Origin of the sequence: Shewanella halotolerans (assembly GCF_019457535.1) — a bacterium.
Classification (GTDB): domain Bacteria; phylum Pseudomonadota; class Gammaproteobacteria; order Enterobacterales; family Shewanellaceae; genus Shewanella; species Shewanella halotolerans.
Map to the genome: position 1 here is coordinate 3,228,541 of NZ_CP080417.1, position 23,447 is coordinate 3,251,987.

Annotated in this window: 21 protein-coding genes; 9 read left to right on the forward strand and 12 right to left on the reverse strand. The window is 54.5% G+C overall.

The window, feature by feature from the left end; all coding sequences use genetic code 11:
- Window positions 1–84 precede the first annotated feature (84 nt).
- The 6 genes from barA (at window position 85) to K0H81_RS14080 (ending at window position 7,945) form a co-directional block, all read left to right on the forward strand.
- Entirely contained in the window at window positions 85–2,868 is a 2,784-nt protein-coding gene (gene barA / locus K0H81_RS14055) for a two-component sensor histidine kinase BarA (RefSeq protein ID WP_434086866.1), read from the forward strand.
- Window positions 2,861–3,463, forward strand: coding sequence for a YjaG family protein (locus tag K0H81_RS14060; protein ID WP_011865001.1), 603 nt, complete (start codon window positions 2,861–2,863; stop codon window positions 3,461–3,463). Before barA ends, K0H81_RS14060 begins: the two co-directional genes overlap by 8 nt.
- Window positions 3,464–3,466: 3 nt before the next feature.
- A complete protein-coding gene (locus K0H81_RS14065) occupies window positions 3,467–3,661 on the forward strand; it encodes a hypothetical protein (RefSeq protein WP_220058724.1) in 195 nt (64 codons plus the stop codon).
- Window positions 3,662–3,757: 96 nt separating this feature from the next.
- Window positions 3,758–4,726, forward strand: a complete 969-nt coding sequence (locus tag K0H81_RS14070; protein ID WP_220058725.1) for an AEC family transporter — start codon at window positions 3,758–3,760, stop codon at window positions 4,724–4,726.
- Window positions 4,727–4,876: 150 nt separating this feature from the next.
- Entirely contained in the window at window positions 4,877–6,538 is a 1,662-nt protein-coding gene (recN, locus tag K0H81_RS14075) for a DNA repair protein RecN (RefSeq protein ID WP_220058726.1), read from the forward strand.
- Between the two features lie 201 nt (window positions 6,539–6,739).
- Window positions 6,740–7,945 carry a hypothetical protein gene (locus tag K0H81_RS14080; RefSeq protein ID WP_220058727.1) on the forward strand — a complete coding sequence of 402 codons (1,206 nt, stop codon included), beginning with the start codon at window positions 6,740–6,742 and terminating at the stop codon, window positions 7,943–7,945.
- Window positions 7,946–8,035: 90 nt separating this feature from the next.
- On the opposite strand, the gene K0H81_RS14085 is transcribed toward K0H81_RS14080, so the two are convergent.
- The 11 genes from K0H81_RS14085 to K0H81_RS14135 form a co-directional block, all read right to left on the reverse strand.
- Window positions 8,036–8,473, reverse strand: coding sequence for a GFA family protein (locus K0H81_RS14085; RefSeq protein ID WP_220058728.1), 438 nt, complete (start codon window positions 8,471–8,473; stop codon window positions 8,036–8,038).
- A 210-nt stretch (window positions 8,474–8,683) separates the two neighbouring features.
- Window positions 8,684–9,178, reverse strand: a complete 495-nt coding sequence (locus tag K0H81_RS14090) for a phosphatidylglycerophosphatase A family protein (protein ID WP_220058729.1) — start codon at window positions 9,176–9,178, stop codon at window positions 8,684–8,686.
- 2 nt (window positions 9,179–9,180) lie between these two features.
- Window positions 9,181–10,137, reverse strand: a complete 957-nt coding sequence (thiL, locus tag K0H81_RS14095; protein ID WP_220058730.1) for a thiamine-phosphate kinase — start codon at window positions 10,135–10,137, stop codon at window positions 9,181–9,183.
- Between the two features lie 131 nt (window positions 10,138–10,268).
- A complete protein-coding gene (gene nusB, locus K0H81_RS14100) occupies window positions 10,269–10,673 on the reverse strand; it encodes a transcription antitermination factor NusB (protein ID WP_011864993.1) in 405 nt (134 codons plus the stop codon).
- 14 nt (window positions 10,674–10,687) lie between these two features.
- Window positions 10,688–11,164 (reverse strand): 6,7-dimethyl-8-ribityllumazine synthase, encoded by a 477-nt coding sequence (gene ribH, locus K0H81_RS14105; RefSeq protein WP_011864992.1) that lies wholly within the window; start codon window positions 11,162–11,164, stop codon window positions 10,688–10,690.
- 123 nt (window positions 11,165–11,287) lie between these two features.
- A complete protein-coding gene (gene ribBA, locus K0H81_RS14110; RefSeq protein WP_144203305.1) occupies window positions 11,288–12,391 on the reverse strand; it encodes a bifunctional 3,4-dihydroxy-2-butanone-4-phosphate synthase/GTP cyclohydrolase II in 1,104 nt (367 codons plus the stop codon).
- Between the two features lie 82 nt (window positions 12,392–12,473).
- Window positions 12,474–13,139 (reverse strand): riboflavin synthase, encoded by a 666-nt coding sequence (locus tag K0H81_RS14115; protein ID WP_220058731.1) that lies wholly within the window; start codon window positions 13,137–13,139, stop codon window positions 12,474–12,476.
- Between the two features lie 6 nt (window positions 13,140–13,145).
- Window positions 13,146–14,306, reverse strand: a complete 1,161-nt coding sequence (gene ribD, locus K0H81_RS14120) for a bifunctional diaminohydroxyphosphoribosylaminopyrimidine deaminase/5-amino-6-(5-phosphoribosylamino)uracil reductase RibD (protein WP_220058732.1) — start codon at window positions 14,304–14,306, stop codon at window positions 13,146–13,148.
- Between the two features lie 38 nt (window positions 14,307–14,344).
- Complete coding sequence (nrdR, locus tag K0H81_RS14125; RefSeq protein ID WP_220058733.1) at window positions 14,345–14,818, reverse strand: transcriptional regulator NrdR; 474 nt, start codon at window positions 14,816–14,818, stop codon at window positions 14,345–14,347.
- Between the two features lie 124 nt (window positions 14,819–14,942).
- Window positions 14,943–16,196 (reverse strand): serine hydroxymethyltransferase, encoded by a 1,254-nt coding sequence (gene glyA / locus K0H81_RS14130; RefSeq protein ID WP_011864987.1) that lies wholly within the window; start codon window positions 16,194–16,196, stop codon window positions 14,943–14,945.
- Window positions 16,197–16,525: 329 nt separating this feature from the next.
- Window positions 16,526–18,154, reverse strand: a complete 1,629-nt coding sequence (locus tag K0H81_RS14135) for a DUF3943 domain-containing protein (RefSeq protein WP_220058734.1) — start codon at window positions 18,152–18,154, stop codon at window positions 16,526–16,528.
- A 311-nt stretch (window positions 18,155–18,465) separates the two neighbouring features.
- Here K0H81_RS14135 and ettA point away from each other — a divergent pair, with 311 nt between their 5' ends.
- From ettA to K0H81_RS14150, 3 genes are all read left to right on the forward strand, one after another.
- Window positions 18,466–20,130 carry an energy-dependent translational throttle protein EttA gene (gene ettA, locus K0H81_RS14140; RefSeq protein ID WP_011864985.1) on the forward strand — a complete coding sequence of 555 codons (1,665 nt, stop codon included), beginning with the start codon at window positions 18,466–18,468 and terminating at the stop codon, window positions 20,128–20,130.
- 213 nt (window positions 20,131–20,343) lie between these two features.
- The gene (locus K0H81_RS14145; RefSeq protein WP_220060867.1) at window positions 20,344–21,462 is read left to right on the forward strand and encodes a metallophosphoesterase; all 1,119 of its coding nucleotides are present in this window, start codon (window positions 20,344–20,346) and stop codon (window positions 21,460–21,462) included.
- A gap of 366 nt (window positions 21,463–21,828) precedes the next feature.
- A complete protein-coding gene (locus K0H81_RS14150; protein WP_220058735.1) occupies window positions 21,829–22,959 on the forward strand; it encodes a PepSY-associated TM helix domain-containing protein in 1,131 nt (376 codons plus the stop codon).
- A gap of 129 nt (window positions 22,960–23,088) precedes the next feature.
- Here K0H81_RS14150 and K0H81_RS14155 read toward each other — a convergent pair whose 3' ends face one another.
- Window positions 23,089–23,400: a TapY2 family type IVa secretion system protein gene (locus K0H81_RS14155; RefSeq protein WP_220058736.1), complete on the reverse strand. Its 312-nt coding sequence runs from the start codon at window positions 23,398–23,400 to the stop codon at window positions 23,089–23,091.
- Between the last annotated feature and the right edge of the window lie 47 nt (window positions 23,401–23,447).

Here is a 23,447-nt window from a genome sequence, read left to right on the forward strand (position 1 = left end):
AAGACTGCACAAAGTCTGGCAGTCTAATGTAACCTATATCCATCGTAGATAAATAATACCAACTCAATGAATAGTGCAGACAATATGACTAAATACAGCCTGAGAGCCTGGGTTCTCGTGCTGGCCTTAGCGCCCACTATTTTGGTTGGTATTTTACTTGGCAGCTATTTTACCATAAATCGTTTCTATGAGCTGGAAGAAAGCTTAATCGAACGAGGCGGCAACATTATCGAGCCGCTGGCCATCTCCGCCGAGATCGGATTGGAAACCAAAAACTTCGAGACCACCAAACGCCTGATCACCTCGGTGCAGCTCAATAAGTCCAACCTGGTGCAGTTTATCGCCATCTTCGACACCAACAACCGGGTGATAGTGACCTCTCATCACTATAAGAGCCACGAGTTTATGCGCTACAACGAGCCTATCGACTCGCTGCAGACCACAGAGGTGGAGCAGTTTGGCGACAGCATCATCATGCGCAGCCCCATCTTCTCCAGTCAACGCGAACTTGTGGTCAGCCCCTACGACAGCAACTCCATGGCCCAGCAGGTCAACTCCGCCAAGCTCGGCTATATCGCCGTGCTGCTCAACAAGGAGAACGCCCTGCTGGAGCAGCACAGGGCCGCGGTAGCCGCCTTCATCATAGTCCTGATCGGCGTGCAGCTGAACCTGCTGTTTACCTTCCGCCTGGTGAAAAACGTCACCCATCCCATCACAGAGATGGTGCGCGTGGTAGCCAAGATCCGCGAAGGCAAGCTGGACACTAGGGTCGATGGCAACCTTATCGGTGAGCTTGACCTGCTCAAGCGAGGTATCAACGCCATGGCGGGCTCCTTGTCGGAATACCATGAGGAGATGCAGCAGAATATCGATCAGGCGACCTCAGATCTGCGCGAGACCCTGGAGCAGATCGAAATCCAAAACGTCGAGCTGGATCTCGCCAAGAAGCGCGCCCTGGAGGCCAGCCGCATCAAGTCAGAGTTCTTGGCCAACATGTCCCACGAGCTGCGCACGCCGCTCAACGGGGTGATCGGCTTCGCCAAACAGCTATTGAAGACGCCGCTACACGCCAGTCAGCAGGACTACATCAAGACTATCGAGAAGAGCGCCACCAACCTCTTGGGGATCATCAACGACATCCTCGACTTCTCTAAGCTGGAGGCGGGCAAGATGGAGCTGGAGAACATGCCCTTTGCCCTGCGTGAGGTGATCGACGACACCATCTCTCTGCTGGCCAACAGCGCCAAGGAGAAAGATCTCGAGCTGGTGGTAGATATCGAGCCGAGCATCAACGACAACGTCTCAGGCGATGCCCTGCGGGTCAGCCAGGTGATCACAAACCTGGTGGGCAACGCCATCAAGTTTACCGACAGCGGCAGCGTGCACCTCAAGATGCGCCTGACCAGCGAAGAGGCCGAGAAGGTCAATGTTCGCTGCGAGATCACCGACACAGGCATAGGCATAGACAAGCCCCACCAGGCACAGCTATTCCAGGCCTTCGGCCAGGCAGACTCCTCTATCTCGCGTCGCTTCGGCGGCACAGGCCTCGGGCTTATCATCACCAAGCGCCTGATCAACCGCATGGGCGGTCAAATTGGCTGTATCTCGGCGCCGGGTAAGGGCTCAACCTTCTGGTTCACCCTGCCCCTCAAGCTGAGTCCCTACCCCATCAGTCAGCCGCTTGAAACCGACAACCTCATCGACAAGACGGTGCTCCTGTTCGAGCCGCGGGAGCTGTCACGCAAGGTCCATGAAAACCTGCTTAGCCACTGGGGCATGCAGAGTGTCAGCATCACCACAGCCGAAGATCTGGCCCGGGTGGCGGGCGAAGAGGGCCGCCATTTCGACTATGCCATCATCAGCTGCAACGATTTGGCCAGCAGCCCTAACCTGCTGAACGTACTCAATAAGATAGCCAAGATCAGCGACTACACCCTTTACCTGTGTAGCAGCACAGACAGCGCCGCCAAGATGAGCCTGATCCAGCCCAATGTAGACAAGGTGATGCAGGCGCCGGTGGGCGAGCGCGCCCTGGCCGTCACCCTGATCAATCCCCACCGCGCCCAATATGAGGCCATGCCTTTCCAGGAAGCGGTCAAAGAAACCCAGGAGCGCGAACCCATGAGCGTGCTGGCGGTGGATGATAACCCCGCTAACCTCAAGCTGATTAAGACCCTGCTCAAGGAACTGGTTACTCAGGTGACGGTCACAGACAACGGCCAAGAGGCGGTGGAGATCGCCAAGGCCAAGAGCTTCGATCTCATCTTCATGGATATTCAGATGCCGGGCACCGACGGCTTTAGCGCCACCAAGCAGATACGTGAGCAATCACTTAATCGCAATACGCCGATTGTCGCCGTGACCGCCCACGCCATCGCGGAGGAACGCGAGCGCATCGATCAGAGCGGCATGGATGGTTACCTGCCTAAGCCAATCGATGAGGCGGCGCTGAAGAGCGTGATCAGCCGCTGGAAGACCCGGCCGCAGTTTACCCATTTCGACCAGCACACCCTCAATTGGGATCTCTGTCTGACCCAGGCCAACCAGAAAACCAGTCTGGCGCTGGAGATGCTGCAGATGCTGGTCGACTCCCTGCCCGAGACCCGTGAGCACATCTCGGGCGCCCTCGAGCGTCAGGACAGCCAAGCCATGGTCAGCCATGTGCACAAGCTCCACGGCGCCAGCTGCTACTGCGGCGTGCCGACCACTCAGCGACTCTGTCGAGAGATTGAACAGTCACTCAAGCAAAATGCCAGCGTCGATCTGGTCGAGCCTGAAATACTTGAGTTACTTGACGAGCTTTCTAAGGTAGAATCGGCCGCAAATCAAGTAATAGCCCAGTTATCTATGGATGTGATCGATGAGTAATAAACCCGGGTTTTTCAAGCGCCTCAAGGCCCTCGAACCAGAACAGAAGAAGCTGTTCGCCATCGCCCTTTGCCAACGCATGTACCCTAACTACCAGCTGTTCAGCGAGGTCTGCGAATTTGGTGACCCACAGGTGCTCGATACCGTGCTCAACCTGCTATGGCAATCCATGTACGATCAGAAGCTGAAACTAAATATCGATCTCTACCTCGAGCGACTGGATCTCAACACGCCCGAGCCGAGCGATTTCGACGTCTACGGCGTCTATCCTGCCATGGACGCCGCCGTCGCCCTCACCTCACTGCTTAGCGCCATTCAGAGCAAGGTGGAAGACGACATCACCAACATCAGCAAGCTCTCTTCTGCTACTGTGGCTAACTATATCGAGGCCACACTCGAGGAGGAGATGGATGAAGAAGCACTGGATGATCATATCTTCAATCACGAGGTGATGCAGGAAGAGAAGGCACTTCAGGCATCTTTGCTGGAGATTATCGAAGAGAACCCTAAGATCACCGCCGACTTCGTCAAGGCGCTGCGCAAGGAGTTAGTGCAGGCAGGCGTATCTAACATAGGGATCTCAGTAGGCGCCTAACCCATGCGCAAACTTATCTACCAGGGATTTGTGCTCACCAACCCAGATGGGTTAACAAATACCTGGTGCCTCACCCTAGGGGAGCAGCGACGCATCGGCTCCCTGTTTGAGCTCAGGCGCCAGATCCATTTCTACCAGGAGCTGGGGATATTGCCGCCACCTAAGCCACTCCATCGGCGCTCCAGCCCCAAGCATTAGACTTTAGCGTTATAGGGACGCGGCGGGCAAAGTGATACCCTAACGGCGTATTCGGTTTATCACCGCTCGGATCCAAGCCAAGGAAGTCGCCTCCCTATGTTAACCACTCTCTCGCCACTCTTTGTCGTGTTTGGCATCATGGTCACCGGTTTTATCGTGCAAAAGGCGCGGCTACTGCCCGAGGGCAGCGACAACGTCCTCAATCAGTATGTCTATTACATCGCCTTTCCGGCGATCATGATGATAGTGCTGGCCGAGACCCCGATCGAAGAGATCGCCAACTGGGGATTTATTGGCGGCTACAGCCTGGCCATGACACTCATCTATCTGCTAACCGGCCTGCTGTCACTCTGGTTACAGCCCAAGGATAAGCCCCTCGCGGCCATTCGCGCCCTCAACACCACCTTTGGTAACACCTCCTTCATCGGCATTCCGCTGATGATGATGCTGTTTCCCGGCGATCAACTGGCGTTGGCCGCAGCCGCCTTGGCTAGCCTTTTATCGGTAACCATATTTGCCATAGTGCTGGCCCAGCTGGCGCTGTTTCAGGGACAGACAGATAGCGCACTCAAGACAGTATTTTTCGCCCTCATTCAAAACCCCATCATACTGGGAAGCCTGGCCGGGGTAGCGATATCCGCCGCCCATATTGAGCTTTATCGCCCCATCGCCGAGATCATCCGGCAATTTGGCATGACCTCCAGCCCCTGCGCCCTGTTCGCCATCGGCATGGTGCTGTGCAAGGCCAATCAGGGGGGCAGAAACGCCGCCGGCATTCAGTCACGCCTTGCCGAGCTGGCCATGCTTAACCTGAGTAAGCTGCTGCTACAGCCCCTGCTGGCCTATCTGCTACTGGGCGCCTTAGGGGTAAGCGGACAACTGCTACAGATGGGGGTGATTCTGGCCGCCCTGCCCACCGCCGCCAGCGTCTACCTGCTGGCCCACAGATTCAACGTAGGTGCCACCAGTAGCGCCCAGACCATCAGCCTGGGAATAGTGATCAGCTTTGCCACCATTCCGCTGCTGCACCATTGGCTGGATTCGGGCAGCGCAAGCTTGTTTTAACAAATAGGCTTGTTCTAACGAACAGGCTTGTTTTGTCGGACTGCAGAGCCTAAAACTTATTTTCATGGGTAAAAAGCACACAGGTATTTACTGTATAAAAATTCAGTATATACTGTACATGAATACAGTACTTTGTAAAAGGATGTCATCATGCTTTGTCAGCTCAGCATCAATAACTTTGCCATTGTCCGCTTTTTAGAACTCGACTTTAAGTCTGGGATGACCAGCATCACAGGCGAAACCGGCGCGGGGAAGTCGATTGCCATCGATGCCTTAGGCTTATGCCTGGGCAATCGCGCCGATGCCAATACCGTCAGACCGGGCGCCAGCAAGGCCGAAGTCAGTGCCCGCTTCGCCCTCGACGATATCCCGCTGGCCAAACGTTGGTTAGAAGACAATGACCTTGAGCTAGACGACGAATGTATCCTGCGCCGCACCATAGGCAGCGACGGTCGCTCACGCGCCTACATCAACGGTAACCCTGTGCCCCTCAACCAGATGCGCGCCCTAGGCCAGCTGCTTATCGGCATTCACGGCCAACATGCCCACCACGCCATGTTAAAGAGTGAGCATCAACTTACCCTGCTCGACAGCTATGCCAACCACAAGATGTTGCTCGAAGCCTGTAGCGCCAGCTACCAGCGCTTCAAGCTGATCCAAAAGGAGTTGAGCCAGCTACAGCAGTCGCAACATGAGCGCATCGCCCGCAAGCAGCTGCTGCAATATCAGGTCGAAGAGTTGGACGAATTCGCCCTGGGCGAAGAAGAGTTTGACGAGATAGAGGCCGAGCATAAGAAACTGGCCAACGGCACTGCCCTAATCCAGGCCTGCCAGCGCACCCTCTACCTGCTACAGGATAATGAAGAGGGCGCCATAGAATCGCTGCTCAACATGAGTCTGGATCAGGCCCAAGAGCTCGAAGGTTACGATCCCGAGCTTAAAGGGGTGGGTAACATGCTTAACGATGCCCTGATCCAGGTACAGGAGAGTAGCAGTGAGCTGCAACGCTACCTAGATAAACTGGAGCTGGACCCGGATCATTTTGCGGCCCTGGAGCAACGCCTGTCGAAGATCATGATGCTGGCACGTAAGCACCACGTAAACGCCAAAGATCTCTATCAGCATCACCAGACGCTGAGCCAGGAGCTGAGCGAGCTGGACTCGGATGAGGAGAAGCTCGATGAGATCGCCCAGCAACTCGAGAGCTGCCGCGAGAGCTTCATCGCCCACGCCCAGAAGCTCAGCCAGAGCCGCGAGCGTTACGCCAAGGAGCTGGACAAGCAGGTTACCCGCTCGATTCATGAGCTCAGCATGCCCAAGGGAAAGTTTATCATCGACGTGCAGTTCAACCCCGAGATGATGTCACCCAACGGCTGCGATACTGTGGAGTTTCAGGTGACCACCAACCCGGGTCAGCCGCTGCAACCCATCGCCAAGGTAGCCTCGGGCGGCGAGCTGTCGCGTATCGGTCTGGGCATCCAGGTGATCACCGCCAAGAAGGTCGCCACCCCGACCCTCATCTTCGACGAGGTCGACGTTGGGATCTCAGGCCCGACCGCCGCCGTGGTGGGCAAGATGCTGCGCGCTCTGGGCGAGTCCACCCAGGTGCTGTGTGTGACTCACCTGCCTCAGGTTGCTGGCAATGGTCATCAACATATGTTCGTCAACAAGCAGAGCAAGGCGGGACAAACCGAGACCTCCATGGTGCCGCTGGACAAGGGACAGCGTATCGAAGAGCTGGCGCGCCTGCTTGGTGGCGATGTCATCACCAACAACACCCTGGCCAACGCCAAGGAGTTACTACAGAGCTAAGCCAGATAGATTAAAAAATTGGCGAGCATCAGGCAGGTTACAAGCAAAGCGCGGCAATATTTTAGCCGCGCTTTTCGTTTCATAAGCACCTCTGAGACGCGTCTATTGCGCATCTAATGTAGCGCTGTTGCACAGCTAAGAGACTCTGATAAACTGAGGCCTTTGCTGTCGACACTAAGTTAAAAGCCACAAGGATTTGAAATGCGACACTTTTTTCGTGCCCTGAAATGGATTTTATTTACCCTGCTACTCATTCCCGTCGGCGGCTATCTCATCTTGCTGCTAATTAATCTGCAAGATAGCGCGCCATCAGCGCAGGCCAGCGCCTTTCTTGAGCAGGTGAATGCCGAAGAGACCGCCTTGAGTCAGCATCTTGAAAACAACCCCTATCTTTATGCCATGGGTTTCGATGCGCCGAAAGATGATGACCCCATGGAGGTCGGACTTGAACGCTATCAAGCGCTCAAACAACTTGGTGTATTAGATAGGCCAAAAAAGACTGTCGACGAAAAATTCGAGCTTCCCGAATGGGCTATTTCCAACTGCCTCAAACAAGAAGGCTATCTCGATGAGTGTGCTCCCCTATTTGCCGAGCCAGAAACACTTAAGGCCACACTCGATGACTATGCCTGGCTTATTGAGCGCTACCGCACCCTGCTCTCTCTCGGTCATTGGCAAGATGATACCCACTTTAATCCCTATCGCAGCATGGTGTCTTTTAAACATCTCGCTGCTGCAAGGCAATTGTACCTTGTTAATGCTTATTTCAATGGAACGGATCCAGCCTCCCTCATAACCGCCATAGATGAAGATATGCTGTTCTGGCTGCAGGTAGCTAAACGGGTCAACATGCTTCCCAATAAAATAGTCGCAATCTCGGCGCTCAAGCAAAACATGAAACTGGGCGAGGTGCTCGTCAGTCAAAAGCAAACAGAGGATGAGGATACTCAAATACCTAGCCTCTGGCTGCAGTCCACCTCAGAAGAAGTGTTGTCACTAAAGCGGGTTAAACGTGGTGAGTGGCACTTCCTGATTAAGATTACACAATCTTTTGAAACGGGTGAAGATGCTAGCATCACCGCGAAGATCACCGAAGTCATCCTCTTGCCACTTTTCCAACAACAAGACACAGCCAATCTCTACGCGGAAATCTTAACTGGCAAAGAAAGCAGCAAGCAATGCCCAGATAATCTCTCACTATCGGCCTTAATAACGTATGTCTATAATCCTATAGGGAAAATTATTCTCTGCTCCAGTCCGCGCTCCTTTGAGGGTTACCAGGCCGCAGCAAATCAAGTGGAATCTCTGCGCGCCGAGCTTGTTACCCGCTTAACAGCTCCTGCCATCTCAGCAGGGATGGAGACAGAGACCAATGACGAAAAACCTAGGGAGAGCTCACCAGAATAACGAGCCTACAGTTTATTTTTCCTTCATACAGCGGATCCCCTGACCAGCGTCAGGGGATATTAAATGCCAAAAATTTTTTGCTTTAAAATGTTATTCCGGTAGACGATCGAAACCGGGCACAGATTGGAGTTCTTCCCCCCAATTCGCCCGCTCTGCCATAAACAGCTTTGCCGTCGGCGTAATGGGCACCTCGACATCCAGACAGCCTGCAGGCACCACGACCAGATTTAACGCCTCCAGCCGATAAGGCATAGGCGAGCCGCACACCTTGCAGAAGCAGCGCCTATGACGACTGTTCGGCACCTTAAAGGTTTGCAGCAACGCCTCGCCACGCCGCAAGACAAGGGCTAAATGATTGGAAAACAGGTTGGCCCCATGCAGCGAACCGGTGCCCTTTTGACAACGGTTACAATGACACAAATAGAAAGCATCGAAACGACCCACTAAGCTAAAAGCTACGCCGCCACAAAGACAGCTGCCACTATACTCAACGTCCGACCTGTTTTGATTAGGGCTCTTATCATCCATAACCTGTCTCCTCTTGCCTGAAAGCAACTAAAAGTTAAAACTGAGCATGCAGTCAGCGCAGCAACAAATCAAATTTTTGCTGGTGTGCTAAAAGCAAAAATCCCGACTGTCTGGGCACTATGGCCTTCGACACTCGGGACTCAATTTGAACTAAATTTGAACTTAACTTGAACTCAATTTGAACTTAGTGACAATTGGACAAGCCAATCGCTATCCTACCAAATAGACAATTCCCTGCAGGCACAAAAACGCAAACACGCCGGCGAGCACGTCATCTATCATGATGCCGATACCGCCATGGACCTTGGCGTCCAGCACCTTGATAGGCCAAGGCTTGAGGATATCGAAGAAGCGAAATAATCCGAAGCCAACCATCACCCAGAGCCAACCCGCTGGTGCGGCAATAAGGGTAATAAGCAGACCCGCCACCTCATCCCAGACGATGGCGCCATGGTCGTGCACTCCCATATCCTTAGAGGCCTTGTCGCAGATATAGAAACCGGCAAGCACGCTAAGGAGCGTCAGCCCCAGATACCAGCCCAGGGGCAACCCGGCCATGAGTAGATAAAGCGGAATTGCCGCCAGGGTGCCGAAGGTGCCAGGCGCCTTAGCGGCGAGGCCTGAGCCGAAGCCCAGGGCCAGAAAATGAACAGGGTTTGCCAGTGAAAGCTTTTTAAGAACCGGATCGGTCGACCATAACTGCATGTTTAAAAGTGCTCGAAACCAAATTGAGACGGTGTGTAGGGCTCGCCATCCTTGATGAGGCGCAGCTTATCACCGGTGGCGATCTGGCCAACCTGTGTAAAGCTCACGCCGGCGTGGGCCAGGGCCGTCTCCAGCGCGCCGCGCTGGGCCTCGGGGACGGTAAACAGCAGCTCGTAGTCCTCACCACCCGTTAGGGCATAACCCAGCGCCTCGGTCTCAGCTAAAGATTCACGCATCTGGGCCGACAGGGGCAGACGATCCACATCCACCACGGCGCCGACCGCCGAGCGCTTGAGGATATGACCGATATCCGAGACAAAACCATCGGAGAGATCGATGGCGCTCGATGCCAATCCTCTAAGCGACTGACCCGCAAGTACTCTTGGCGTGGGGAAATAGTGGCGTTGAATAAAATACTCCCTCGCCTCCCCGTCGATATTGAGCTTATCGCCCAAAATCGCCAACCCCACGGCCGAATCGCCGAGGGAGCCGGTCACATAGATCCAGTCGCCATTCTTGGCGCCGCCCCTCGTATGAGCCTTGCCCTCTGGCACCTGACCATTGATGGTGATAGTGATCGACTTGGGGCCGCGGGTAGTATCGCCGCCCACCAGGGCAACGCCGTAGTACTGCGCTGCCTCATTCAGCCCCAGGCTAAACTCCTCCAGCCAGGTATCGTCCACCTCGGGCAGAGTGAGTGCAAGTGTCATCCAGGCAGGCTCTGCGCCCATGGCGGCGAGATCCGACAGGTTAACCGCCAGCGCCTTGTAACCCAAGGCCTTGGCGGGCATGTTGGCGTAAAAGTGTACATTTTCAACCAGGGTGTCGCAGGAGATAGCTATCACCTTGTTCTCGGCGGGCTGGACCAGGGCGCAGTCGTCGCCGATCCCCAGGTGCACATCGCGGCGGGTCTGGCCAAGGTTAGCAAAGAAATGATCGATTAATTTAAACTCTTTCACAGTCTTAAGAACCATAGTAAGGGTTAATCAGCTAGCACACTTTTAAGCGAAGACAACATCGAGCGAACGAAGGCGACGTCGAGGTTAAACCTGAATATAAAAAACGGCATCCTGGGACGCCGTTAATTGTATCACTTTTTAGCGACTATCTTGTCGAGAATGCCGTTGACGAACTTGTGACCATCTTCAGCGCCGAAGGCCTTGGCCAGCTCGATAGCCTCGTTGATGGCTACCTTGTAAGGCACATCCTTACGGAAGGTCAGCTCGTAGGTCGCGATGCGCAGCACCGCCTTCTCGATAGGCGAAACCTCATCGAACGGGCGCTCGAGGTGAGGCATAATCAACTCATCCAACTGAGCCGACTTGGTCGTGGTGCCTGATAGCAATTCACGGAAATAGCTAACGTCGACGCCATCGATCTTCTGCTCGGTGAGAAATTCATGCTCCACGTCGGCAACATTATTGCCGCTTAACTGCCATGAATAGATAGCTTGTACCGCTAGACGACGGGCTTTACGGCGCTCTGAAGGTTTCATCTTGGTTCCTAATCTTACAACTGCTGTTCTAGTTCTTGCAGAACATTGACCATCTCTAGCAGACCAAGTGCCGCTTCGCCGCCCTTGTTACCCGCCTTAGTACCAGAACGCTCGATAGCTTGTTCAATGGTATCTGTGGTCAATACACCGAATGACACAGGAAGGTCGAACTCAAGCGCTATTTGAGCCAGCCCCTTGTTACACTCGCCTGCAACAAAATCAAAGTGTGGCGTACCACCACGGATCACGGCGCCCAGCGCTATGATGCCGTCAAATTTACCACTTGCCGCCACACGACGGGCTGCCAGTGGCAGCTCTACGGCACCCGGTACGCGGACAACGGTAATGTTGTCGTCGGCGACCTGACCGAAGCGCTTCAATGTATCCACCGCGCCTTCTAGCAGGCTTTCAACCACGAAGCTGTTAAAACGTGAAACCACTATGGCCACTTTGGCGTTTTTCGACTCGATATTACCTTGAACTACGTTCATTTATCTTACCTAAATTAGCTTAACAAACCCGGCACGGGAAAAAAGAGGCGGTATGATACCACAGCCCACCGCGTTGATCCCCATGCAATTTAACTCAATTCGATGAATTACAAGCAGACTAGCTTATTCTGCAATGTATTCAGTCACTTCTAAACCGAAACCCGACAGCGAATGGTAACGTTTAGGCGAGCTGAGCAGACGCATGCTGGTCACGCCCACATCGGCCAGGATCTGCGAGCCCACGCCGACTTGACGTGAGGTGCCTTGCCACTGTGCCGGTGCGCCGACTTCGCCCTTGTCTTCCGCCTCGAAGGCCTTGACCTTGGCCACCAACTCTTCGTTGCTCTGCTGATGACCCAGCACCACCAAGACGCCGCCTTCATCGGCGATACGCGCCATGGCTTTTTCCAGCGGCCAGCTGCGCTTCTCATCGCGCTCTGAGTGCAGCAGGTCATTGAAGGTGTTTTGCAGATGCACGCGTACCAGAGCGTTAGGCTGAACTTCACCCTTCACCAGCACATAATGCAATTGGTTATCTATGGTGTCGCGGTAGGTGATCATGTCGAACTCGCCGAAACGGGTCGGCAGCTTGCACTTGGCCTCGCGCACCACGGTCGTTTCCTTGGTGTTACGGTATTCGATGAGATCGGCGATGGTGCCTATCTTAAGGCCATGCTTCTCGGCAAACACCTCAAGATCTGGACGACGCGCCATGGTGCCATCTTCGTTGAGGATCTCAACAATCACCGCCGACGGCTCATGGCCAGCCAGACGGGCCAGGTCGCAACCCGCCTCGGTATGACCGGCGCGGATCAGCACCCCGCCCTCTTGGGCCATCAGTGGGAAGATATGGCCTGGCTGTACGATGTCCGACGGCTTAGCGTCACGGGCCACGGCGGCCTGCACGGTAACGGCTCTGTCATAGGCAGAGATACCTGTGGTCACCCCTTCGGCCGCCTCGATAGACACGGTAAAGTTGGTAGAGAACTGAGCATTGTTGTTGCTCACCATCAGCGGCAGGTTGAGCTGCTCGCAGCGCGCCTTGGTCATGGTCTGACAGATGAGACCACGGCCATAGGTGGCCATGAAGTTGATTGCCTCGGGCGTCACCAGGTTAGCGGCCATGATCAGGTCGCCTTCATTCTCTCTGTCTTCGTCATCCATCAAGATAACCATCTTACCCAGACGGATATCTTCGATAATCGCTTCTATACTGTGTAGTGCCATTGTTAGACCTTGATTTATTAGACCTTAAAATATTCTTATAGTAAGAGTTATTTAATCTGCTATTGGCTGGGATTGCCAGCGTCTATCTTAAAAAGCCGGAGCGAGCTAACAGATCCATGGTGACCTCTGAGCCTTTGGCTGGATTTTCCTCTGCCGCCTGAAAACTCAGTAGGCGCTCCAGGTGCCGGGCGATGAGATCCACCTCGATATTGACCCTGTCGCCCGCCTTAAGATCGATAAGCGTAGTTTCGCTGGCGGTATGAGGCACTATGGTCAGACGAAAACGCTCGCCATCCACCTCGTTTACCGTCAGGCTGACACCATCTATGGTGATAGAGCCTTTGTGGGCGATATAGCGCGCCAGCCCCTTGGGCGGCGTCAGCCAAAATTCGATCGCCTTGCCGCGATACTGTCTGTCATCCACGCTGGCCACACCGTCGACGTGACCGCTCACCATATGACCGCCGAGGCGGGTCGTGGGCGTCACCGCCTTTTCCAGATTGACCTTCTGTCCCACCTGATAATGGGCAAAGCCGGTAAGGGCCACGGTTTCGGCTGAGATATCGGCCACATAGCCATCGGCCATCTGCTCCACCACGGTCAGACACACGCCATTGGTGGCGATACTGTCACCGAATTTGACGTCACTTAAGTCCAGCTTGCCGCTAGCCACCGTCAGGCGAATATCATCGCCGCGACGCTCAATTTTTCTCAGGCTGCCAACAGCCTCGATGATCCCAGTAAACATGACTAACTACTCTTTATCGCTCGGTAAATGATTGTGACTCAATTGAAAGGTGAGGCGTCTGTCGGCCCCGATAGCACGCTCGTCGCAAAGCTTGAGGGCGGGCAGCTGCGCCATCTCAGTATAGTCCGGCAGTGCCAGCAGGTTACGGCCATGGCCGCCTAAGATTTTCGGCGCCTGATAAAGCACCAGCTCGTCCGCCAGCCCTTGCGCCATGAAGGCGCCGGCCAGGGTCGCCCCGGCCTCGACCATCACGCTGTTAAGCTGAGATCCCAGATGTTCCAGCAGCGCCTTTAGCGGCACCTGCCCATTGTCGCTCGGCAGTTGCAACTGACTCACATGTTCGGGCCAGGCGCTCGCCACGGCCTCGGAATAGGGCTGACAGCTCACCAGCAGCACGGGGGATTGTGTCTCAAACAGTTTGGCCTTGGCGCCGAGGCGCGCACGGGAGTCTAGTATCACGCGAAGTGGCTGACGAATATCCGCCTCGGTTAACTGCTCGCCCAGGCTACCTAGCTCCTGATGACGTACATTCAGGCTAGGGTCGTCGGCCAGAACCGTCTCTATGCCGGTCACGACGGCATCGAAACGGGCGCGCATACGCTGCACGTCACGGCGCGCCTCTGGGCCTGTGATCCACTTAGAGACGCCGTTAGCGAGCGCCGTCTTGCCATCCAGGCTCGCAGCCAGCTTGATGCCGACCCAAGGCAGGCCGGTACGCATACGCTTCATGAAGCCTGGGTTGAGGGCGGCGGCCTCTTCCTGGTGAAGGCCAACCTCGACCTGAATGCCGGTATCTTGGAGCATCTTGATGCCACGGCCAGAAACTTGTGGGTTGGGATCGGCTACCGCCACCACCACGCGGGCCACTTGAGCCTTGATCAGCGCCTCGGCGCAGGGCGGTGTTCGCCCATAATGGCTGCAAGGCTCCAGGGTCACATAAGCGGTAGCGCCTTTGGCCTTATCGCCGGCCATGCGCAGGGCATGCACCTCGGCGTGAGGGCCACCGGCGGCGATATGAAAACCTTCACCCACCAGGGTTTCCCCTTGGACTATTACACAGCCGACATTCGGATTGGGACGGGTGGTGTACTGGCCCTTGCGGGCCAACTGGATGGCACGCGCCATCATCTGGGAATCAAATTTGGACCAGGCCATGCTCATCGCCATCTCTTGAGAATAATTGGGGAAGCCCAGATACGCATCGATTACGACTTACCCGATTTGCTCTTATCGTTTTGCAACTTGGCAATCGCCTCGCCGAACTCGGAAACATCTTCGAAGGCGCGGTACACGGAGGCGAAGCGGATATAGGCCACCTTGTCGAGATTCACCAGGTGATCCATCATCAGATTACCTATCATCTTAGAGGTCACTTCACGCTCGCCCGTGGCTCTTAGGGTCGATTTGATCTTGCTGAGCGCCTGCTCTATTTGGTCCATCGACACAGGGCGTTTCTCGACCGCCCTCAGCATGCCGCCGCGCAGCTTGTCTTCGTCGAAGGGTTGGCGGCTACCATCTTGTTTAACCACACGCGGCATCACCAGTTCGGCGCCTTCGAAGGTGGTAAATCTCTCGTGGCAAAGCAGACACTCGCGGCGACGACGAACCTGATGACCATCGGCCACCAGACGAGAATCGATCACTTTAGTGTCGGTTGCGCTGCAAAACGGACAATGCATTGAGCCTCCAGCAAATGCTAATCGGTATCTTGGGGAGCTTTCCCTTGAAATAGATACAAAAATGGCCGCTACCAATGTTAAATCAGTAGCGGCCATCGGAGTTTACCCGATTTACCCCTTAAGGTTAACCGTAAACAGGGAACTTAGCGCACAATTCAAGCACCTGGTTCTTCACGCGTTCGATAGTGGCTTCGTTGTTGATGTCATCTAACACATCACAGATCCAATTGGTCAGCTCAACCGCTTCGGCTTCTTTGAAGCCACGACGTGTGATGGCTGGCGAACCGATACGCAGGCCCGAGGTCACGAATGGTGAACGTGGATCGTTAGGTACAGAGTTCTTGTTTACCGTGATGTTGGCACGGCCCAGCGCCGCATCGGCATCTTTACCTGTGATATCTTTAGCGATCAGATCCAGCAGGAACAGGTGGTTTTCGGTGCCGCCAGAGACTACATCGAAACCGCGCTCAATGAAGGTGTTAGCCATCGCCTTAGCGTTAACCACTACCTGCTGTTGATATTCCTTAAACTCAGGAGACAGTGCTTCCTTGAAGGCCACCGCCTTACCGGCGATAACGTGCATCAAAGGACCACCCTGACCACCTGGGAATACCGCAGAGTTCAGCTTTTTGTACAAGTCTTCATCGTTCGCCGCAGACAGGATGATACCGCCGCGAGGACCGGCTAGGGTCTTGTGAGTAGTAGAAGTCACCACGTGTGCGTGTGGCACTGGGTTAGGATAAACACCGGCGGCGATTAGGCCAGCAACGTGCGCCATGTCGACAAACAGGTAAGCACCAATCTTGTCGGCGATTTCACGCATGCGCGCCCAGTCGACAATACCAGAATAGGCAGAGAAACCACCGATCATCATCTTAGGCTTGTGCTCTACAGCCAGACGCTCCATCTCGTCGTAGTCGATCTTGCCAGACTCGTCGATGCCGTAAGGTACTATGTTGTACAGCTTGCCAGAGAAGTTTACTGGAGAGCCGTGAGTCAGGTGACCGCCGTGAGCCAGGTTCATACCCAGAACGGTATCGCCTGGTTGCAGTAGCGCCATGTAGACTGCGCTGTTAGCCTGTGAGCCGGAGTGAGGCTGAACGTTAGCATAGGTCGCACCGAAAAGTTCCTTGGCGCGTTCGATGGCCAGGTTCTCGACGATGTCGACATGTTCACAACCACCGTAGTAACGCTTGCCAGGATAGCCTTCGGCGTACTTGTTAGTCAGCTGAGAACCTTGAGCCTCCATCACGCGAGGAGAGGTGTAGTTCTCCGAGGCGATTAGCTCGATGTGCTCTTCTTGACGACGAGTCTCTTCCTGGATCGCTTGAAACAGTTGCGGATCAAAGTCAGCGATGTTCATCTCTTTTTTCAGCATTGGTCACTCCAGCTGTGAAAGTCTTATAAGGTAGGGTTGCGCGGTATTCTACAGTGCATTCGATCACAATCCCAGCATTTGCGACATGAAATTAGTTGCGATTCAGGCTGAGAAATGTTCATCAAAATCCGCCTTAGGACAAAAGTGGGGCTAAGGTGGCCTGATTTGCCAAGCCTCCTTTTTTGCAAGGGACAAAATGGCTGGTTTACAGCCTTTTGAACGAAAACACTGTTTTAATTACCCAACAAAAATGACGGCACTGGGCCGTCATTTTGCATTAGCAATCGTAATCAGTAATGGTAATCAGCAACCGTGATCAGTCATGGTACTCAGTAGTAGTAGTATTCGAGTTGCAGCCAGCTGCGCTGCTCACTGTCATCGAGGCGGCTGTAGATCCCCGGATTGTCTATACCATGGATTTCACCGCTGCGGTCGATCCGCTCGTGGTGCAGGCTCAGGGTCAGATCCTTGCTGATGCCATAGCTGAGATAGATCTCATATCTGTCTCTGGCATCGTCGAAGTCCAGATCGCTGTTATTGGGGTTCCACTGGGGGGCGCGCTCGTTCTCTTTGTCGTTGATCGAGCTCCAGCGCTGGGACTTAAGCTTCATACCTAGTAAGAAGTTGCGATAGCTGGCCTCCAGTGACAGGTTAAAGGTATGCCCCCAGGCATAGCCATATTCCCCCTCCCAGAGCACGGACTTGGTGCCCCAGAAATGCCGTCCCTGGGAGAGATAATCTTTGGTGGCGAAAGGCTTTACCATGGCAAAGTCACCAAAGAGATCGCCGCGCAGATCGATACTGATATCTTGATTGGACCAATTGGCTCCCATCGATAAGCCCAGCAGGTTGACCACGGCGTAGAAGTCTTCATCCAGCTCAAGCCCCAGGCTGGTGTATTCCATACCGGTCGACGGACCGACATAGAAACTATGGGACCAATCGCTGGCGAGCCCGCCGCCTTTATGCTTGCGGCCATAGCTTGCCAGAAGTAGTTGCGTGGCCATCTGCCACTCCTCCACGCCTTCCTGAGAGACCGCAGTCTCCATCATCATCTCGACTCGGCTGGGGGTGCCGCTGAGGGTGTTATATTTCCCTTCGCGACTGTCGATGGCCGCCCGCATCCCCAACATCGCCATGGTGCTGCTGACATCCGCCTTGTCTTTACTGGCGTAGCGCACGCCGGTATAGACGGAGAAGCTGTCTTGGGTCTGGCTGCAATCGAACCGGTTGGGACTTGGGTAACCAAACCAGCCCCGCAACGTGCGCGAGGGGTTAAACAGATAACTCAGGCCAGTTGGCAACCAGCCCTCTTTGGCAGCCAACATCTCGGAAAACTGAAACAGGCTCTCCCCCAGCACGGCGCCGCCCCAGGTGGTGACTATCTGATCGTTGATGCTCACCACTTCTTTATACTCGGCAAACACCTCCCAGATGGTGGAGGCGGCAAAGGTGCCCAGGGTCGACTCGTAGTAGTTGAAACCGTGGTTACGAAACGCCTGATAATAGAGGGCGCCGGCGTAGGCGTGCCCCCAGTTCATGCCGATATCGTTATCGTCATACTTCCAGGAGGCCCCCGTGGTCAGCCTGTCGTAGAAAAACTCCGCCGCATTGCCGTCGATCTCATAATCGAAATCATCTTCCATGGCCTGTGAGCCTGTCTTGTACAGCAGCTCGCCAAGCACCAGCACGGTAGAGAGCTCCAGTGTCGCGCCCCACCAATCCTTCTCGCTGGGCGCAAGCGGCAAGTCTATAGTCTCTACCGGCGCAATCTGCGCTGGTTTATCCGCTGGCCGCTGCACTTGAGACGCAGAGGCTAAGGCATACACCAATTGGCCTTGGGCCGGCGCTTTTTGAACAGGCTTGGCCTGTGCTGGCTCGGCACGTGCGGCAAGTGGCAATAACAGGCTGGCACCACCTAACAGGTAGGCGGCAATAACTGGTGATGTGGCTTTCAAGATCAATCCCTTATCTTTATCGTTATTCTTATTCTTGTGTTCTTTCTTCAACGCTTGAGGTCAAAGCTCTTGTTCGATGCTTTTTATCAGAAACTGTGTTCATCCACTCAATTCATGGCGCCTAGCGTTTAGCTATGTCCCCTTGAGCGGCTCAGGATGTTAACAATTTTTACAACATGTCACAAAACAAAAACTTCTCATCATAGAACATGGCGACGAAGCCAGCGAAAAGGGACCGAAAATCCGATTTAAGTTCTAAGGCGATTACAGTAGAATTGCCCCCATTGTTTCGTCAGTGAGTAAACTTTTTTATGGCTCAGTTTGTATACAGCATGCTACGCGTGGGCAAGATAGTCCCGCCGAAGAAGCAGATCCTCAAAGATATTTCCCTAAGCTTTTTCCCCGGCGCCAAGATTGGTGTCTTAGGTCTTAACGGTTCGGGTAAATCCACCCTGCTGCGCATCATGGCCGGTATCGATACCGAGATCGAGGGTGAAGCGCGTCCGATGCAAGATCTTAAGATAGGTTACCTGCCCCAGGAGCCTAAGCTAGATCCCCAGCAGACAGTGCGCGAAGCGATCGAAGAGGCGGTAAGCGAGGCCAAGAACGCCCTGACCCGTCTCGATGAGGTTTACGCCCTGTACGCCGAGCCAGATGCCGACTTCGACGCCCTGGCCAAGGAGCAGGGTGAGCTGGAAGCCATCATCCAGGCCCAGGATGCCCACAACCTGGACAACATTCTCGAGCGCGCCGCCAACGCCCTGCGTCTGCCGGACTGGGACGAGAAGATTGAGGTACTGTCAGGGGGTGAGCGTCGCCGTGTGGCCATCTGTCGCCTGCTGCTGGAAAAGCCAGACATGTTGCTGCTGGACGAACCGACCAACCACTTGGACGCCGAATCTGTGGCCTGGTTAGAGCGCTTCCTGCAAGAATACACAGGTACCGTGGTGGCCATTACCCACGATAGATACTTCCTCGACAACGCCGCCGGCTGGATCTTAGAACTCGACCGTGGCGAGGGTATCCCATGGGAAGGCAACTACTCTTCCTGGCTAGAACAGAAAGAGGCCCGTCTGAAGCAGGAATCGGCCGCCGAGAGCGCCCGCCAGAAGACCATCGCCAAGGAACTCGAGTGGGTTCGCCAGGGCGCTAAGGGTCGTCAGTCTAAGGGCAAGGCCCGTATGGCACGCTTCGAAGAGCTGAATACCAACGACTACCAGAAACGTAACGAGACCAACGAGCTGTTTATTCCGCCAGGACCACGCCTGGGTGACAAGGTGATCGAGGTGAACAACCTGACCAAGTCTTATGGCGACCGCGTGCTGATCGACAACCTGAGCTTCAGCGTACCCAAGGGTGCCATCGTGGGCATTATCGGTGCGAACGGTGCCGGTAAATCGACCCTGTTTAAGATGATCAGCGGTGCCGAGCAGCCAGACAGCGGCAGCATCGAAGTCGGTGATACGGTTCAGATAGCCTCGGTGGAGCAGTTCCGCGATGCCATGAACGACAAGGCGACCGTATGGGAGGAGATCTCCGGCGGTCAAGATATCATGCGTATCAACAACACAGAGATCCCGAGCCGCGCCTATGTGGGCCGCTTCAACTTCCGCGGCGGCGATCAGCAGAAGATCATCGGCACCCTGTCCGGTGGTGAGCGTAACCGTGTGCACCTGGCCAAGCTGCTCCAGGCTGGCGGCAACGTGCTGCTTCTCGATGAGCCCACCAACGATCTCGACGTCGAAACCCTGCGCGCCCTGGAAGAAGCCCTGCTTGAATTCCCGGGCTGTGCCATGGTGATCTCGCATGACCGTTGGTTCCTCGACAGAATCGCCACCCATATCCTGGATTACCGCGACGAGGGTCAGGTGAACTTCTACGAGGGTAACTACACAGAATACTCGACCTGGCTGAAAGAGACTCTGGGTACGGATGTGATTGAGCCCCACCGTCTCAAGTACAAGCGCATGAGCTAACGCGAGCATCTCGCACTCTCGAGTAATTTCAGTAGCGCAAAGCACATACAAACGGAGGCAGCAGCCTCCGTTTTTTTATCTTCTCTTCCCAAAACCTGATCCCCTTTTTAAAAGGGGCTAACATGGAAACAAAAGCGTGCTAGGATTGAACGCCTATCCGCCAACAACATCAGAATAATCAAAGGATTTGTCTTGAATAAATCACTCAGGCTAATGCCCCTAGACTCAGCTATTAAGGCCGCCATCTTATGCCTGGCCGGTTTACTGCCCCTACAGGCTTTAGCCGTTCAGGCGCAAACTCAGCAAGAGTCTAAGGCAGTGGCTCAAGCCAGTACGAATTCAGGCATTAGTGACGGCCCCTATCTATTTCTCAACCCCAAGGCGGAGATAGCCGATTGGATCTGCGAAGGCGAGCATAAACAGACCCGCGTCAATCAAGGTAAGCTGAGTCGCCCCGAACATTGCGGCAAACTTCCTGAGCCCAGCCTGAATCCACAGGCTAAAGAGGTGCTGGCCGACAGCTATCAAGGGGTGGATAAGATAGTGGCACTCAGCGACGTTCATGGTCAATATGAGGTGCTGCTGCAGCTGCTGCGCCGCCATAAGATCATCGATCAGAATAACAACTGGGCCTTCGGCGAGGGCCATATGGTGATGACGGGCGATATGTTCGACCGCGGCCCTCAGGTCAACGAGGTGCTCTGGTTCATGTACAAGCTCGACAAACAGGCCAAGGCCGCCGGCGGTCAGCTGCACCTGTTAATGGGCAACCACGAACAGATGGTGATGCGCGGCGATCTACGCTACGTCAACGACAAGTACCAGACTGCCAGCAAGCTGCTTGATCGCAGCTATGATGCGCTCTACGGACAGGACAGCGAACTCGGCCAATGGCTGAGAAGTAAGCACACTATCGTTAAGCTCAACGACACCCTCTTCCTCCACGGCGGCATCAGTCAGGAGTGGGTCGACCGCGGCCTGACACTGGCCAGGGCCAACAGCCTCTACCGGGAAAATATCGACAAGAGTAAGGCCGAGCTGAAGCAAGATAAGCTGCTCAATTTTCTCTTCTTCGGCAACGGCCCCACCTGGTACCGAGGCTACTTCAAGCCAGACTTCGATACCCAGGAGCTGGCAAACATCCTGGACTACTTCAAGGTCAAGCGCATCGTCGTGGGCCATACCTCGCAGACTCGGGTACTAGGCCTGTTCGACAACCGGGTTATCGCCATCGACAGCAGCATCAAAAAAGGCCTGTCTGGTGAACTGCTCCTCATAGAGAAAGACCGGCTGATCCGCGGTCAGTATGACGGCAGCCAAACACCGCTATGACATCCGCCGCCTAGCCAGTCTACAGCTTTGACTAGCTAGGCGACGTCTTAACTTAGCTATGCAGAGACTTGGCTAGGCTCTCGCCTTTCTGCAAGCTCTACACTAACCCTAAAAACCGAACCTAAAAACAGAGGCTTAAATCGAGAGCCTCACGCCTTGGCATCCTTCCTTTTCCACCTGTTCTAGAGTCACCTCTTTCGCCTTTCACCAACTGTTTTTAGCCAAAGTGTGACCCATTTCCATACGCCACAAGTTGAGAATGAAATTAATTCTCATTAGTGTTAAGCTGCGATTTTTATTCTTCTGCCCTGCCGCTCACACAGCGTGGAGCATGGCAATGGCGCCATAACGAAAGGTAATAATCTAATGCGTCGTCTCCTATGGAAATGGCATGGCTGGCTCGGACTCTTCGCCGCCCTACCGCTATTTATCATCGCCCTAACCGGCAGTGTGCTGGTGTTTAAGAGCGAACTCGAACACCTATTGATGCCGGAAAAGGTGCTCGCCGCCAGCGAGACCCGCCTGAGTTTCACTCAGCTACTGAGGTCGGCAGACAAGGCGTTACCGCAACATGAAATTCTTGGCTGGCAGTTTGCACCTAACGCCGGCGAGGCAGACAAGCTCTATGTCGCCAAACAGGGCACCTACGACTGGCAACTCCTGTTCGTCGACCCAAGCCAAGGCAGCCTACTGAGCCAACCCGTCGGCCTGAGTCACTACCTGCTGGACTGGCTGCTGGAGCTGCACTACACCCTGCTTGCGGATCATCTAGGGCTAGCGGTTACCGCATTAGTATCTATCTTGCTGATCTTGCTGTCGTTATCTGGATTTATACTACATCGTCAGTTTTGGCGAACCTTCTTCACCCTTAGATGGGGCAAGAGTCTGCGCCTGTTTCTCAGCGATAGCCACAAGATGCTGGGGATCATAGGTGCACCACTGTTCCTGATCCTAGGCTTCACCGGTGCCTGGTGGAACATAGAACACATCATCGAGGAATGGCACGAACCTGACCCCAAGACCCTAATCATCACCCAGAGTTACTACAACAAGCAGCTGGATATGGAAGCGCTGCTGACACAGGCGACTCAGGTGATCCCAGGCTTTCAGACCCACTATGTGCGCTTCCCCGACAAGAGCTATGCCGGCATCCACCTGTTTGGCGCCGCCCAAGATCGCGGCGCGCTTCGCAGCGACTATGGCTCTATCGTTAGTTTCGATGATAAATCCGGTCAGCTCAGTGCCAGTGTCGATGCCACCAAGGCCGGCGCGCTTTATCAATTTGTCGATAGTTTCCGTCCGCTGCATTACGGCAACTTCGGCGGCCTGGTCAGCAAAATCATCTGGTGTGTAGTGGGCTTCTTACCTAGCCTGATGGCCCTTTCCGGTTACCTGATGTGGCGCGCGCGGCGCAAACCGCAAACACGGCGCCATGCCAAGCAGCCAATAGACGCTCCAGTCAAACGAGACGCTAAAGAAGGCTTAGTCAAAGCTTGATTACTTAATACTTTGAGATGTAAAAAGCCGGGTAATAACCCGGCTTTTTTTATGACGCCTCAATAGTGCTCTTGATGACACTCTCGATGACACTCTCGATGACTCTCTCGATGACTCTCTTAGTGGCAACTAACCTTCCATGGGCCAATTGTGCTCTAACATGCGGCCCTGACTGGTACTAAATGCCTCTTCTTTCTTGGCACACTCATAGACGCGCTTCACCGTCATGGGCTTACCGTCCGTATGCAGTAACGCGGGCAGCTGACTACCGACGAGCTGCTTTTTGTATTGTGGCGCCTTACTGGGCTGCCAGGAGAAACGCACCAGAACCTGCCCCTCATTGGTCTCAATGAAACACTTATAGTCTTCCCTCGGCTCGGCCTTGAGCGGCCCGGCTATTACACTGAATGCCAGTAGCACCAGCAAAATTAATTTATTCACGCTATTCCTCTCACTCTTTGGCTGAGTAGCTAGGCGCTCAGCCTCTT

Excerpts from the sequence above, each read along its gene's own strand:
- barA (WP_434086866.1), top strand. The coding sequence starts at position 85 with ATGACTAAATACAGCCTGAGAGCCTGGGTTCTCGTGCTGGCCTTAGCG.
- K0H81_RS14060 (WP_011865001.1), top strand. The coding sequence starts at position 2,861 with ATGAGTAATAAACCCGGGTTTTTCAAGCGCCTCAAGGCCCTCGAACCA.
- K0H81_RS14065 (WP_220058724.1), top strand. The coding sequence starts at position 3,467 with ATGCGCAAACTTATCTACCAGGGATTTGTGCTCACCAACCCAGATGGG.
- K0H81_RS14070 (WP_220058725.1), top strand. The coding sequence starts at position 3,758 with ATGTTAACCACTCTCTCGCCACTCTTTGTCGTGTTTGGCATCATGGTC.
- recN (WP_220058726.1), top strand. The coding sequence starts at position 4,877 with ATGCTTTGTCAGCTCAGCATCAATAACTTTGCCATTGTCCGCTTTTTA.
- K0H81_RS14080 (WP_220058727.1), top strand. The coding sequence starts at position 6,740 with ATGCGACACTTTTTTCGTGCCCTGAAATGGATTTTATTTACCCTGCTA.
- K0H81_RS14085 (WP_220058728.1), bottom strand. The coding sequence starts at position 8,473 with ATGGATGATAAGAGCCCTAATCAAAACAGGTCGGACGTTGAGTATAGT.
- K0H81_RS14090 (WP_220058729.1), bottom strand. The coding sequence starts at position 9,178 with ATGCAGTTATGGTCGACCGATCCGGTTCTTAAAAAGCTTTCACTGGCA.
- nusB (WP_011864993.1), bottom strand. The coding sequence starts at position 10,673 with ATGAAACCTTCAGAGCGCCGTAAAGCCCGTCGTCTAGCGGTACAAGCT.
- ribH (WP_011864992.1), bottom strand. The coding sequence starts at position 11,164 with ATGAACGTAGTTCAAGGTAATATCGAGTCGAAAAACGCCAAAGTGGCC.
- ribBA (WP_144203305.1), bottom strand. The coding sequence starts at position 12,391 with ATGGCACTACACAGTATAGAAGCGATTATCGAAGATATCCGTCTGGGT.
- K0H81_RS14115 (WP_220058731.1), bottom strand. The coding sequence starts at position 13,139 with ATGTTTACTGGGATCATCGAGGCTGTTGGCAGCCTGAGAAAAATTGAG.
- ribD (WP_220058732.1), bottom strand. The coding sequence starts at position 14,306 with ATGGCGATGAGCATGGCCTGGTCCAAATTTGATTCCCAGATGATGGCG.
- nrdR (WP_220058733.1), bottom strand. The coding sequence starts at position 14,818 with ATGCATTGTCCGTTTTGCAGCGCAACCGACACTAAAGTGATCGATTCT.
- glyA (WP_011864987.1), bottom strand. The coding sequence starts at position 16,196 with ATGCTGAAAAAAGAGATGAACATCGCTGACTTTGATCCGCAACTGTTT.
- ettA (WP_011864985.1), top strand. The coding sequence starts at position 18,466 with ATGGCTCAGTTTGTATACAGCATGCTACGCGTGGGCAAGATAGTCCCG.
- K0H81_RS14145 (WP_220060867.1), top strand. The coding sequence starts at position 20,344 with ATGCCCCTAGACTCAGCTATTAAGGCCGCCATCTTATGCCTGGCCGGT.
- K0H81_RS14150 (WP_220058735.1), top strand. The coding sequence starts at position 21,829 with ATGCGTCGTCTCCTATGGAAATGGCATGGCTGGCTCGGACTCTTCGCC.